The organism is Butyricicoccus sp. AM78-15b2TA (assembly GCF_027665985.1).
GTDB classification, from domain to species: domain Bacteria; phylum Bacillota; class Clostridia; order Oscillospirales; family Butyricicoccaceae; genus Agathobaculum; species Agathobaculum butyriciproducens.
The window spans coordinates 181,757-194,548 of sequence record NZ_JAQEHY010000004.1 but is presented as its reverse complement, the minus strand read 5'-3'; the positions used below and the strand labels follow the sequence as shown (position 1 = coordinate 194,548).

At 56.6% G+C, this 12,792-nt stretch carries 11 protein-coding genes and 1 riboswitch; of the genes, 8 read left to right on the top strand and 3 right to left on the bottom strand.

What is annotated here, in order from left to right; translation table 11 throughout:
• Positions 1–97: 97 nt before the first annotated feature.
• The 6 genes from PGS25_RS05950 to PGS25_RS05925 all read left to right on the top strand — a co-directional run bounded on the left by PGS25_RS05950 (position 98) and on the right by PGS25_RS05925 (position 6,633).
• On the top strand, positions 98–1,015 hold the full coding sequence (locus tag PGS25_RS05950) for a helix-turn-helix transcriptional regulator (protein ID WP_270417984.1): 918 nt from the start codon (positions 98–100) through the stop codon (positions 1,013–1,015).
• 165 nt (positions 1,016–1,180) lie between these two features.
• Entirely contained in the window at positions 1,181–2,740 is a 1,560-nt protein-coding gene (locus PGS25_RS05945; protein WP_270417983.1) for an oligosaccharide flippase family protein, read from the top strand.
• 378 nt (positions 2,741–3,118) lie between these two features.
• Positions 3,119–3,319 carry a DUF1858 domain-containing protein gene (locus PGS25_RS05940; RefSeq protein WP_110436676.1) on the top strand — a complete coding sequence of 67 codons (201 nt, stop codon included), beginning with the start codon at positions 3,119–3,121 and terminating at the stop codon, positions 3,317–3,319.
• A gap of 63 nt (positions 3,320–3,382) precedes the next feature.
• A complete protein-coding gene (locus PGS25_RS05935) occupies positions 3,383–4,069 on the top strand; it encodes a tRNA (adenine(22)-N(1))-methyltransferase (RefSeq protein WP_270417982.1) in 687 nt (228 codons plus the stop codon).
• Positions 4,066–4,842 (top strand): Nif3-like dinuclear metal center hexameric protein, encoded by a 777-nt coding sequence (locus PGS25_RS05930; protein WP_270417981.1) that lies wholly within the window; start codon positions 4,066–4,068, stop codon positions 4,840–4,842. Before PGS25_RS05935 ends, PGS25_RS05930 begins: the two co-directional genes overlap by 4 nt.
• Positions 4,843–4,854: 12 nt before the next feature.
• A complete protein-coding gene (locus tag PGS25_RS05925; protein WP_270417980.1) occupies positions 4,855–6,633 on the top strand; it encodes an Rqc2 family fibronectin-binding protein in 1,779 nt (592 codons plus the stop codon).
• Positions 6,634–6,712: 79 nt separating this feature from the next.
• On the opposite strand, the gene dapB is transcribed toward PGS25_RS05925, so the two are convergent.
• Genes dapB through asd form a run of 3 tightly spaced genes read right to left on the bottom strand, consistent with a single transcriptional unit; the run spans position 6,713 to position 9,484 of the window.
• Entirely contained in the window at positions 6,713–7,477 is a 765-nt protein-coding gene (gene dapB, locus PGS25_RS05920; protein ID WP_270417979.1) for a 4-hydroxy-tetrahydrodipicolinate reductase, read from the bottom strand.
• Between the two features lie 15 nt (positions 7,478–7,492).
• Entirely contained in the window at positions 7,493–8,383 is an 891-nt protein-coding gene (dapA, locus tag PGS25_RS05915; RefSeq protein ID WP_117750875.1) for a 4-hydroxy-tetrahydrodipicolinate synthase, read from the bottom strand.
• A gap of 18 nt (positions 8,384–8,401) precedes the next feature.
• Positions 8,402–9,484 carry an aspartate-semialdehyde dehydrogenase gene (asd, locus tag PGS25_RS05910; RefSeq protein WP_118729784.1) on the bottom strand — a complete coding sequence of 361 codons (1,083 nt, stop codon included), beginning with the start codon at positions 9,482–9,484 and terminating at the stop codon, positions 8,402–8,404.
• Between the two features lie 221 nt (positions 9,485–9,705).
• Positions 9,706–9,888, bottom strand: a riboswitch (Lysine riboswitch).
• Between the two features lie 94 nt (positions 9,889–9,982).
• Between asd and PGS25_RS05905 the strand changes: the two genes are divergently transcribed.
• A complete protein-coding gene (locus PGS25_RS05905) occupies positions 9,983–11,683 on the top strand; it encodes a SpoIID/LytB domain-containing protein (RefSeq protein WP_270417978.1) in 1,701 nt (566 codons plus the stop codon).
• An 81-nt stretch (positions 11,684–11,764) separates the two neighbouring features.
• Positions 11,765–12,790, top strand: a complete 1,026-nt coding sequence (gene queA, locus PGS25_RS05900) for a tRNA preQ1(34) S-adenosylmethionine ribosyltransferase-isomerase QueA (protein WP_161273941.1) — start codon at positions 11,765–11,767, stop codon at positions 12,788–12,790.
• Positions 12,791–12,792 lie beyond the last annotated feature (2 nt).

Here is a 12,792-nt window from a genome sequence, read left to right as displayed (position 1 = left end):
GCAAAAGCAAATATGTGCTAGCGCACAACGAATCCGTGTGCTATACTTTTATAAGAGTAAAATCACCGTCAGAGAAAGAGAGGAGCTGCAAAAAACTATGCCGAAGGCAAGCCTGAACGTACAGTGCTTTGTAGAGAAGGAAGTTAAATCAATTTTTGAGGGGGAGAATCAGCCGAAGCTGCTTTACGTCAGTGAAATCCGACCGGATGCCAGTGCGCATCCGCGTGTCATGCATGCGCATGAGGATTTTGTCGAGCTGATTCTCATTTGCAGCGGTTCGAGCGAATACCTGATTCACGATAAAAAAGTCATCATCAAGCCGGGTGATCTGCTCGTATACAACGCAGGCGTGGTGCACGACGAGGTTTCCGGTCCGGATATGGAAGTCGGCAGCTACTGCATTGCCGTCGGCGGGCTGCATATGCCCGGTCTGCGCGAGAACGCGCTCATTCCGGATGATGCGGGCTATGTGTTTCCGACCGGCAAGTATTTCGCTGATCTGCGCTGTCTGTTTGAAATGATGTTCCGCACACTGTCAGCCGGTGAGCCGAACGCTGAGCTGTTCTGCAGCTCGCTGATGCACGCGCTGCTGGTGTCGGTGCTGACGGTCACCGCCGGTCCTCACGCGGAGTCGGAAAAGCCGCTGGAGGAGCCGCACATTCTCGGCAGACGGATTAAGGAATATATTGACAAGCATTATATGGAGCCGATCACGCTGCAGAGCATGGGTGAGGCGCTGCACATCAGTCCGTATTACTTATCGCATGTTTTCAAGCAGATGAGCGGGTATTCGCCCGTGCAGTATCTGCTGCGCCGCCGCATCGGTGAAGCACAGACGCTGCTGATCACGACCGACCTGTCCATCACGCGTATCGCGGAGATGGTGGGATATGACACGCAGAGCTATTTCAATCTGCAGTTTACCAAAAACGTCGGCATGCCGCCAAATAAGTTCCGGCAGAATTATATTGTGTCCACCGGCATCGAGGAGAAGCCTAAGCGCAAACGCAAGTAAGAAATCCCTGTACAGAGTGAGAATTCTGTGCAGGGATTTTTTTGATGAGGAAAACTGCAGAAAAAGAAGCATTCTCGCGTACAGAACGGGCAGTTTGCTGCGGGAGCTTTTGTACGCATATTCCGTGCAGAATCCGCATAGAATTTCGTGAAATGGGGTCATGCTGTGCGGGTCAGAAAAGGAACGATTTTATACGCGGCAGGTGTGCTCGCGTGCGGAAATGTGCTGCTGCAGGTGCTCGGATTTGTCTATCGCGTGGTGCTCAGCCGCTTTGCAGGCGCGGAAGGTCTGGGCGTGTATCGGCTGGTCAATTCGGTGTATTTAGTGTTGAATGCAGGCTGCCTGTCCGGCGTGACGACGGCGTGTTCGCGGCTGAGCGCAGCGTGCGAAGCAAGAGGGGAGAGCGGCCGCTTAGGTGCGGTTTTGCGGCTGGCGTTCCGCGCCTTTTTTGCGCTGAGTGCGGCCTGCGCAGCGGTGGTTCTGCTGTGCGGCGGCAGTATCGCGGCAAATCTGCTCGGTGACGGACGCTGTGCGCGCGCGTTTCCGTACATGCTGCTGTGCCTGACGCTCACCGGCGTAGAAAATATTTTCAAATCGCTGTTTATCGGCCTGGAAAGGGTACAGTACACAGCCTGCTCCGAGGTCGGGGAGCAGCTTATTCGCATCTTCGCGGTCAGTTTTCTGCTGTACGAATCTGGCAGCGGCGACTATGGCAGAATCGCCATGCTCATCTTTGCGGGCATGGTGTGCAGCGAGATTTTCAGCGCGCTTTTCCTCACGCGGCTGTTCCGACGAAATATGCGGCATATTCGCTTTACAAGGCCGGATAAGGAACTTTACGGTCAGTTTTTCGGCATTGCCGCGCCATTATCCGCCTCGGCGCTGATCGGCAATATGCTCGGCTCGGCAGGCGCCGTCCTGCTGCCGCAGCGTCTGATGGCGGCCGGTCTGGACTATGAGCAGGCGCTGTCCGCGCTTGGCGTGATCTCGGGCATGGCCATGCCGCTGCTGCTGTTTCCGGTCGCGTTCGTCAGCTCGGTCTGCACGGCGCTGCTGCCTGCCGTTACGGCAGCGCAGGCGGTCGGTGAGCAGGCACGCGTGCGTGTTTTGACCGGCCGTGCCGTTACGACTGTGGGTCTCATCGGCATGCCGGCAACTGCTGTTCTCGTGCCGCTGGCACCGCAGCTGAGCGAGATGTTTTTCCGCCAGCCACTCACCGGCGGCTACGCCGCGCTGCTCGGCGCGGCAGCCGTGGCGGCCTACTACCAGATGGCGACCGGCAGCCTGCTCAATGCGCTCGGTCTGCAAAGGTGGAACGTGGCAACCGCTATCTCTGCGGAGCTGTGCCAGCTTGCGTTGCTGTACCGCTGGTGTGCAAGGCCAACGCTCGGCATTTACGGCTACCTGCTGGCCATGTTTTTGACCGGAGTGAGCGCCGCTGCGGTCAACCTTGCCATCCTGCACCGGCGAACAGCGTTCCGCCTGAAACCCTTCCGGCGGTTCGGCGTGCCGCTGCTCTGCGGCGCTGCAGTTTACCTGTGGACTCGCTTTTTCGCGCAGACATTTGTCTGCCGGTTTGATAACACCGTGACCGCCCTCGCGGCAGCGCTCGTGTCCGCTATCATATTGTATTTGCTCGTGCTGAGGCTGCTTGGCATCCGTCTCGGGCGGTATCTGGCACATCGTGTGGAAAATCCGGCAGTCCTTCCAGTATTCTTGTGGTAGGAAAATAGAGAAGTGCTATCAGCGTGAAGATTGGAGAAAGGGTAACGGGTTGCCGCTGTGCAGGCGCCGGCTTTTTTGCTGCAGGAATAAAAATGAAAACAGAGCGCTTCACAGCAGTGAAACGCTCTGTTTTTGTATGAGTATCATCGGATTTGCGTGCTCCGGAGCCTCATGCAGCCATTGCTCGAAAATCCGGATGAAGCAGTTCCGCAGCAGCCGGAGATGATTCGTACAGCGGGAACTTCTCGGTGAATACATGATTTGTCTGCTTTACGCAGTTTTCTGACCGATTTCACAGGGAATACTATTTACTACTTGAATAGTACGGATTTTTGCGGTATACTATAAACAAACAAAAAGCAACAGGAGGTTACTATCATGGCTGCTATTACGAAGAAGTCCACCATTGGTGAGGTTCTGAATATGAACATCGAGACCGCTCGTTTCTTTATGGAAATCGGCATGCACTGCCTCGGCTGCCCGGCATCTCAGGGCGAGAGCATCGAGGAGGCCTGCATGGTACACGGCACCAATGCAGATGAACTGGTTGCCAAGCTCAACGCTTTTCTGGGCGAATAAGTCGAGTGAGTAAGAAAATTAGAGCTGGCATTGTTTGCCGGCTCTGTTTTTTTGGAGTTTTACATGGAAAGTATGATTTTAACACCGCGGCTGGCCTGTATGGCGGCTCTGGTGCCGCAGAATGCTCGATTGGCGGATATCGGAACGGATCACGGCAAGCTGCCGATCTCACTGCTGCTGGATGGGCATATTGCATCGGCTATCGGCTCGGATATCCGTTCGGGACCGCTGGCGCATGCGGAGCGCAATGCGAAAGAGCATAACGTATCCCTGTCTCTGCGGCTTGCACCGGGACTGGAGGCCGTGCGGGCAGAGGAATGCGACACCGTAACAATCGCAGGCATGGGCGGCCAGACCATCGCAGAGATTTTGACTGCCGCACCGTGGACCGGCCAGGGTGACCACCTGCTGCTGCTCCAGCCGATGACCATGATTGCCGAACTGCGCCGGTGGCTGTACGCGCATGGCTACGCCATCGAGCGTGAAACGCTGTGCCGCGAGGACAGACGGCGTTACGTCGTTCTCAGCGTACGCGGCGGTGCACCGAAGCGGGAAATACCGCTGAGCGAATGTGCGGTTTCTCCGGCCTTGCTGCGTGCAGAGGGGGCTGCCGATTATCTTGAGCAGCTCTACCTGCGGGAGAAAAAGGCACTGGACGGCATGGAACAGGGTACATCGGCGAACAAGCGTCTCGCGTACCAGCGTGCGCTGGTGCAGTGCATCCAATCTGCAAGGGAGGAACTGAAATGACGACGGTTCAGGATATTTTGACATTTATGGAGGGTCTTGCTCCCTACGAACTGGCGGAAAGCTGGGACAATGTCGGCCTGCTGTGCGGCGATCGTGCGCAGAAGGTCACGAGCGTGCTTTGTGCGCTCGATGTGACAGAAACGGTCGTGCAGGAAGCGGCTGAGCGCGGTGCGCAGCTTGTTGTCGCACACCATCCGGCGATCTTCACCTCGGTCAGCCGTGTGACATCGGACGATACGACCGGCCGAGTGCTGCGTTACGCGATCAAGCACGATATTTCTATTATCTGCATGCATACCAACGCAGACTGTGCGGAGGGCGGTGTCAATGACGCACTCGCATCTGCGCTGTTCCTCACCAATGTGGTGAGCATGGAGGCAGGCGAGAACGGCATGCTCGGTCGTGTGGGCGATCTGCCGCGCGAAATGCAGCCGCGCGAATTTGCACTCTATGTCAAGGAATGCCTGCGTGCGGGCGGTGTGCGCTTCTGTGACGGCGGCAAGCCGATCACGCGCGTAGCGGTCGGCGGCGGTGCCTGCGGCAAGCTGATGGACTATGCCGCTGCAGGCGGCGCACAGGCGTTCGTCATCGGCGACTGCAGCTACGATCTCATGCAGCGTGCGCAGGCCATCGGTCTGTCGCTGGTGGATGCAGGACACTTTCCGACCGAAAATCCGGTCGCGGCCGTGTTCGCCGATAAAATCACAGCCGCATTCCCGCAGGTGCTCACCGAGGTTTCCGAGCGGCACGCGGACTGTATCCAATTTGTTTAAGGAAGAATTTATATGCCATTAGATGCGATCTGCCTGCGGGCAGTGACAAATGAACTCAATAACGTACTGGCGGGCTGCCGTGTAGAGAAGGTCTATCAGCCGGACCGCGATGAAATCGTGCTGCAGACACGCGGCGGTCAGGGCGGCCCACGCCGACTGCTGCTGTCGATCGCGGCAGGCTCGCCGCGCGTGCATTTTATTGACGCGGCTCGAGAGAATCCGGCGGCGCCGCCGATGTTCTGCATGCTGCTGCGCAAGCATGTGCAGGGCGCAAAGATTGCGGCAGTGAGCCAGCCGGCGGTCGAGCGTATGCTCACCATCGAACTGGATACGACGGATGAAATGGGTGTACCCTGCAAAAAGCACCTCATCTGCGAGCTGATGGGCAAGCACTCCAACGTCATTCTGTGCGGCGAGGACAACCGTATTATTGACGCTCTGCGTCGTGTAGATGGCGACCTGTCCGGCAAGCGGCAGGTTCTGCCTGGTCTGTTTTACCGTATGCCGCCCGCACAGGACAAGCACGACCCATTCACGGTTTCCGGCACAGGACTTGCTGCCGCCGTATCGCAGGCTGAGGAAGGGCAGACGCTCGACCGTTGGCTGCTCAGTCAGCTTCTGGGCTTTTCGCCGCTGCTTTGCCGCGAGCTGTCCTTCCGCGCTACCGGCGATGCAGCCCAGCCGATCGCACGCATGACGGATGAGAACCGTCAGCAGCTCGGCAAGGTGTACGACGATTTCATGTCGTATGTCGAGGATGACCGAGCCAAGCCTTTCCTGCTGACCAAGGTCGAGGACGGTGCGGTGTTCGACTTCACCTTTCTGCCGGTGACGCAGTATGAGGGTCTGATGAATGTCACGCAGGCGGACAGCTTCAGTGCGCTGCTTGCAGCCTTCTTTGAGAAAAAGGGCAAGGTTGAGCGTATGCAGCGCCGCACCGGTGATCTGCACAAGACTGTCACAAACGCGCGTGACCGTGTGGCCCGCAAGCTGGCGGCGCAGAAAAAGGAACTCGCGGCTACGCACAACCGTGAGCAGTACAAGCGCACCGGTGAACTCATCACCGCGAACCTGTATCAGCTGGAAAAGGGCATGAACAAGGCGAAAGTGGTCGATTACTACGCTGAAAGCTGTCCGGAGGTTGAAATTACGTTAGATGTGCGGCTGACGCCGCAGCAGAACGCACAGAAGTATTTCAAGCTGTACAACAAGGCCAAGACCGCTGAGGAAGTGCTCACACAGCAGATCGAACAGGGCACAGCCGAGCTGGATTATCTGGAAAGTGTCCTCGCTGCTCTCAGCGAAGCCGAAAACGAGCGTGATCTTGCACAGCTGCGCGAGGAGCTCACGCAGTCCGGTGTGCTCTCTGCCAAGCAGACGCGCAACAAGAAGCTGCGCGGCAAGCCGGTGCAGGCCAAGCCGTTCCATTACCGCACGAGCGACGGCTTCGACGTATTTGCAGGCAAAAACAATCTGCAAAACGACCTGCTGACACTCAAAACTGCGTTCAAGAGCGATATCTGGTTCCACACGCAGAAGATTCACGGCTCGCACGTTATCCTCGTGACGGACGGCAGGGAGCCGACTGATGAGGCCATGACCGAGGCCGCCATGATCGCAGCGTACCATTCGCGAGGACGCTCGTCCTCTCTGGTGCCGGTGGACTATACGCCGGTTCGCCAGGTGAAAAAGCCTGCGGGCGCGAAGCCGGGCATGGTCATCTACCATGTGTACCAGACCGCATACGTCACGCCGAACGAAGCCGAAGTGGAAAAACTTCGCGTAGAATAAAAATAAACCGCTCTCGAACTTTTGAGAGCGGTTTTTACACGACCAAAGGGATTCTGTCAGAAACAGAATCCCTTTGGTTTTACTTGTGGGATGCGATAACGTCGCTCATGTCGTACATGCCCGGCTGGGTGCGCTCGGCCATGAAAGCGGCTGCATCAACCGCACCAACCGCGAAAACCTCGCGGGACAGAGCGGTGTGCTTAATCTCGATGATCTCATCGCGGCCGCAGAACAGCACGCTGTGCTCACCAACGATGGTGCCGCCGCGGATCGCGGAGATACCAATCTCGTGTGCCGGACGTTTTTCGCGGCGCTCGTGACGGTCGTAAACGTACTCCGCGTCATAGGGGAGTGCGCTCGCAACTGCGTCAGCCAGCATCAGAGCCGTGCCCGAAGGAGCATCCAGCTTCTGGTTGTGGTGCTTCTCGATGATCTCCACGTCGTACTTGTCGCCCAGAACAGCGGCGGACTGCTTGAGCAGTTCGCTCATCAGGTTAATGCCGAGGGACATATTGCCCGAACGGAACACCGCAATCTTTGCAGAAGCCGCACGGATGCGGTCCAGCTGTGCCGGAGAGTGACCGGTGGTGCAGATGACGACCGGCGTGCCGTGCTGCTCGCAGTAATCGAGCAGGCGCTCGGTAGAAGCGGCGTTGGAGAAGTCGATGATTACATCGCATTCGCCGGTAAACTCAAACGGATCGGCAAAAATCGGGAAACCTGCATACTGCACCGTATTGATATCAAATCCCGCAACGATCTCCATACCTTCTCTGCCGCTGACAATGTCGTTGATGACATGGCCCATACGGCCGCAGCAGCCGGAAAGTGCAATTTTCAACATCTTTTTATAGCTCCTTTAGATCTTGCAGCCGGCGTTTTCCAGCTCGCGCTTGATGTACGCGATGTGCTCCTCGCTCGGCTCAACCAGAGGCAGGCGCAGACCGCCGACCTTCCAGCCGAGCAGCTCCATAGCCTTCTTGACCGGAATCGGGTTGACTTCGCAGAACAGTGCATCGATCAGATCGTGATACTGCAGCTGCAGCTTAGCAGCCTCCGGATAACGGTTGTCAAAGCACAGCTGCGTAATATCGTGTGCAACCTGCGGCGCTACGTTGGACAGCACCGAGATAACACCCTTGCCGCCGAGAGACATCAGCGGGACGATCTGGTCATCGTTGCCGGACCAGACATTCAGGTTGTCGCCGCACTTAGCCATGGCCTCAGCCAGCAGGCTGAAATTGCCGGATGCGGCCTTGAGACCATTGATGTTCGGATGCTTGGACAGCTCATACAGGGTATCGGCGGTAAAGCATACACCGGTGCGGCTCGGTACGTTGTACAGGATGACAGGCAGATCGCAGCAGTCTGCGATTGCGGTGTAGTGTGCGATCAGACCGCGCTGCGTAGTCTTGTTATAGTACGGCGTAACCGACAGACCGGCATCTGCGCCGCATTCAGCGGCAAACTTGGTCAGCTCAATGGCGTATGCGGTGTCGTTGGAACCCGTGCCGGCAACGACCGGTACACGGTGATTGACATACTCACAGCACCAGGCAATGGCTTCGCGGTGCTCCTTATCGTGCAGGGCAGATGCCTCACCGGTGGTGCCGCAGACAACGATGGCATCCGTGCCATGTGCGATCTGGTGGTCGATGATCTTGCCGAATTCTTCGTAATCGACCTCACCGGTGGACTTGAACGGCGTGATAATAGCAACCGCAGCACCGGTAAAAACAGGCTTCTTCATAATAAAACGGTGACCTCCTTAACGGTCCATGTAGCCCTCGGCGCAAAGCAGCTCTGCCATCAGAACAGCGCCGCCTGCTGCGCCGCGCAGAGTGTTGTGCGACAGGCTGACAAACTTGTAATCAAAGATGGTATCTTCACGCAGACGGCCGATGGAAACACCCATACCATTCTCAAGGTTGCGGTCCAGCTTGGTCTGCGGACGGTTATCCTCTTCGAAGTAAGTAAGGTAGTGCTCCGGAGCGGACGGCAGGTTCAGCTCCTGTGCGCGGCCCTTGAAGTTGTTCCAGCGCTCGATCATAACTTCCTTGCTCGGCTTGTTCTTAAACTTGACCGAAGCGGCAGCCATGTGGCCGTCAGAGCATGCAACGCGCAGGCACTGTGCGGAGATAACCGGAGTGGTCGCAGACTCGATGTGGTCGCCCTCGATGTGACCCCAGATCTTCATCGGCTCCTTCTCGCTCTTCTCTTCCTCGCCGCCGATGTACGGAATAACGTTGTCTACCATCTCGGGCCAGGTCTCGAAGGTCTTGCCGGCACCGGAGATCGCCTGATAGGTGCAGACGGAAACCTCGGTCGGCTCAAAGTCCATCAGAGCGGACAGCGCCGGAACGTAGGACTGGATAGAGCAGTTGGACTTAACGGCGATAAAGCCGCGCTTGGTGCCCAGACGCTTGCGCTGTGCCGGAATGATCTCGGCATGGTCAGCGTTGATCTCCGGAATGATCATCGGAACATCCGGGGTACCGCGGTGAGCGGAGTTGTTGGAGCAAACCGGGCACTCGAGCTTTGCGTACTTCTCCTCAAGGGCGCGGATCTCATCCTTCTTCATATCTACCGCGCAGAAGATGAAATCAACCTTGGAGGCGATCTCCTCTGCGTCGGCAGTTGCGTCGTACATAACCATGTCCTTGTACTTGCCGGGCATCGGAACGGTCATCTTCCAGCGGCCCTCACAAGCCTCGGCATAGGTCTTGCCCTTGTTTCGGCCGGATGCAGCGAGTGCTACGACGTCGAACCACGGGTGGTTTTCCAGCAGCAGGGTGAAGCGCTGGCCTACCATACCGGTCGCGCCGACGATGCCTACTTTGTACTGCTTCATGTTTATCAAATCCTTCCAAAAGGTATTCTAACAAAGAAATTATGTGATGAAAAACATACAGAAAGAATATCCAGAGGTGACTTCGGATGATTCGGCAAGAGCAATTTTCCGCAAAGTGCCGCAGACGAATTGTACAGAGTTACCTCAAAAGAAAAATACCGGTTGAAAAACCGGTATGATCTATACTATAATAGAGGGAGCGGAACAAACCGCTGCGCTCTAAACAGAATAGCTCTCCACCGGCGTTTCCGCTGATGACAGACGCTGGGATATTTTCCGACGGCGTCCAGCACGGCCTTTCCGCAACAAGCACCGGCTTCGGCGGAGGTCCCTTTCCCGGGTGATTATCGGGTCTGCGGACCCTTCCAACCGGTACTGATGAAAACCGCACCTCTATCTGTATTGATACTTTCGCTTTTTATTTTAGAATATACCCTTGAGTTTGTCAATAAGAACAAGGCGAAACAAGGATAAAAAATAAAACAGGAGTTGATAAAAATGAAAAAGCTGTTATCCATGCTGCTTTGCGCCGTGATGACGGTCACCTGCATCGGTGCTGTTCCGGCACATGCAGCGAGCAGCGATACACGCCTGCGTGTCGGTCTGACGATCAGCGGCGCTTCCGCCTTTGCGGCACCGCAACTTGAGAACGTTAGCGGCTGCAAAACCGGCTACACGGTCGGCACCGTCAGCGGCACCGCGTTCTCCGGCAGCAAGTCGATCACGAGCAGTGCGCTGACCGTCAAGCTGGTGAACGATGCCTTTCAGGTCAGCGATACCGACAGCGGCTCGGTGCTGTATACGTCCGCAGCGGGTGCAGACCATATCGCCATTCGTCCGAACAGCGCGCTGACGTGGTTCAAGGGCTACAAGTGGTACGGCGATTTTGTGTACCGCCGTGCATCGAACGGCAGCATCACTGTTATAAACTATGTGGGTGTGGAGGATTATGTGAAGGGCGTGCTGCCGTATGAGATCGACCCGGACTGGCCTGCCGAAGCGCAGAAGGCACAGGCAGTCTGTGCTCGTTCGTTTGCACTCGGCACACACAAGCACGGCAGTGATTACGATCTGTGCAACACCACGAACTGTCAGGTGTATCTGGGCGCCAACCGTGCAACCGAGGCTTCTGATGCGGCAGTAGATGCGACCAAGGGTGAAACGCTGTCGTACAACGGCAGCTCGGTCATCGGTTACTTTTATTCGTCGGACGGCGGCGCAACCGAGGACGCAGCGAACGTCTGGGGCGGCGATTACGCGTACCTCAAGGGCAAGGCTGACCCGTATGAGGACCCGAGCAAGGACAGATGGACGGTGACGCTCACCGCCGATGAGATTCAGCAGAAGGTGAATGCCGCAGGCTACTCCATCGGCAAGGTGGCAAATGTGCAGGTCACCAAGCGCACCGCGACCGATAACGTAAACGAAGTCACCGTAACGGATACGAGCGGCAAGTCGGTTACGATTTCCAGGAGCAGCGTCCGCACAGTGTTCGGTCTCAAGAGCATTCGCTACACGATCACGCCGGTGGGCGGCTCGGGCAACAAGACCAGTCTGCAGGTCAAGGCTTCGACGCATAACGTCAAGGTCAACGGCAAAACCGTATCTCCGCAGGGGTATTACATTGTAAACGGCACGCAGTATGGCAACAATTATTTCAAGCTGCGCGATATTGCATATCTGCTGAGCGGCACCAAAGGCCAGTTCAACGTCCGTTGGGATAAGGAGAATGAACGCATTCTCCTGACCTCCGGCACGGCGTATGAGACCGTTGGCGGCGAGCTTGCGGATTCGTCCACGGCGGTGGAGAAAATCGGCAAATCCACCTCGACGATTGTGCTCGACGGCGAGGAGATCACACTGGACGGCTACATCATCAACGGCAACAACTACTACAAGCTGCGCGATATCGGCAAGGCGATCGGCTTCGACGTTGATTTTGAGGATAACACCGTGCTCGTCAAAACCACAAGCGACTATTCCGGCGATGACGAGGACACAAACAGCGGTAATTCGGGCAATACCGGCTCGAATACCACGCCGACCGTTACCAATCCGACCAGCTATACGTTCAACGGCTCCGGCTGGGGACACAGCGTCGGCATGAGTCAGTGGGGCGCTTACGCAATGGCGCAGAAGGGCTTCACCTATGACCAGATTCTGAAATTCTACTTTACCGGCATTGAAATTGCCGAGTAATCTATAAAATCAACACGCAAGGGAGGAAAAACGGCAGGGGCGCTTAGGCGATATTGTCTTAAAAGCGTCCTTGCCTTTGTGATGAAGAAAAGCGATTTTTATTTTGACTTGCCCGAACGCCTGATTGCCCAGCATCCGCTGGAGCAGCGCGACGCGTCCCGTTTGATGGTGCTCGACCGCAGGGACGGCTCGGTGACGCACCGCCATTTCCGCGATCTGCTGGAGTATGTTCAGCCGGGCGACTGCATGGTGTTCAACAATTCCCGCGTCATTCCGGCGCGGCTGATGGGCCACGCTGTCGGCCATGTTACGCCGATCGAGGTGCTGCTGCTGACCGACAAGGGCGACGGCCTGTGGGAGTGCCTGACGCGTCCGGGTAAAAAGACCCGCACCGGCGTAGAGCTGACCTTCGGTGACGGCCTGCTGACTGCAACCGTTGAGGCGGTTCAGCCGGACGGCAACCGCCTGATCCGTTTCCACTATGAGGGCATTTTCCTGGAAATCCTCGACAAGCTCGGCACCATGCCGCTGCCGCCGTATATCAAGGAAAAGCTGGATGATCCCGAACGCTACCAGACGGTTTACTCCAAAACACCGGGCTCTGCAGCTGCACCGACCGCCGGCCTGCACTTCACGACCGAGCTGCTTGACGCGCTGAAAGCCAAGGGAGTAAAACTGGCGTTCGTGACGCTGCATGTCGGTCTGGGTACGTTCCGCCCGGTCAAGGAGGATGAGATCACCGACCACATCATGCACTCCGAGTATTATATCATGGACGAAGAGACCGCGGGAATCATCAACGATACGCGTGCCGCAGGCGGCAAGATCTGGGCGGTCGGCACAACAGCCAGCCGCACGCTAGAGACCATCGCGGCTGACGACGGCACTGTACGCGCACAGTCCGGCTGGACGGATATTTTTATCTATCCGGGCTATAAATTCAAGGCAGTCGATCATCTTGTGACCAACTTCCATCTGCCGGAGAGCACGCTGATGATGCTTATTTCGGCATTTGCGACACGAGAAATGGTCATGAATGCGTATCAGGAAGCCATCAAGGAAGAATATCGTTTCTTCTCGTTCGGTGATTCGATGCTTTTGTACTAAAA

Bases quoted from the DNA above. Each gene is read 5' to 3' on its own strand.
- PGS25_RS05950 (WP_270417984.1), top strand. From the start codon at position 98: ATGCCGAAGGCAAGCCTGAACGTACAGTGCTTTGTAGAGAAGGAAGTT.
- PGS25_RS05940 (WP_110436676.1), top strand. From the start codon at position 3,119: ATGGCTGCTATTACGAAGAAGTCCACCATTGGTGAGGTTCTGAATATG.
- PGS25_RS05935 (WP_270417982.1), top strand. From the start codon at position 3,383: ATGGAAAGTATGATTTTAACACCGCGGCTGGCCTGTATGGCGGCTCTG.
- PGS25_RS05930 (WP_270417981.1), top strand. From the start codon at position 4,066: ATGACGACGGTTCAGGATATTTTGACATTTATGGAGGGTCTTGCTCCC.
- PGS25_RS05925 (WP_270417980.1), top strand. From the start codon at position 4,855: ATGCCATTAGATGCGATCTGCCTGCGGGCAGTGACAAATGAACTCAAT.
- dapB (WP_270417979.1), bottom strand. From the start codon at position 7,477: ATGTTGAAAATTGCACTTTCCGGCTGCTGCGGCCGTATGGGCCATGTC.
- dapA (WP_117750875.1), bottom strand. From the start codon at position 8,383: ATGAAGAAGCCTGTTTTTACCGGTGCTGCGGTTGCTATTATCACGCCG.
- asd (WP_118729784.1), bottom strand. From the start codon at position 9,484: ATGAAGCAGTACAAAGTAGGCATCGTCGGCGCGACCGGTATGGTAGGC.
- PGS25_RS05905 (WP_270417978.1), top strand. From the start codon at position 9,983: ATGAAAAAGCTGTTATCCATGCTGCTTTGCGCCGTGATGACGGTCACC.
- queA (WP_161273941.1), top strand. From the start codon at position 11,765: ATGAAGAAAAGCGATTTTTATTTTGACTTGCCCGAACGCCTGATTGCC.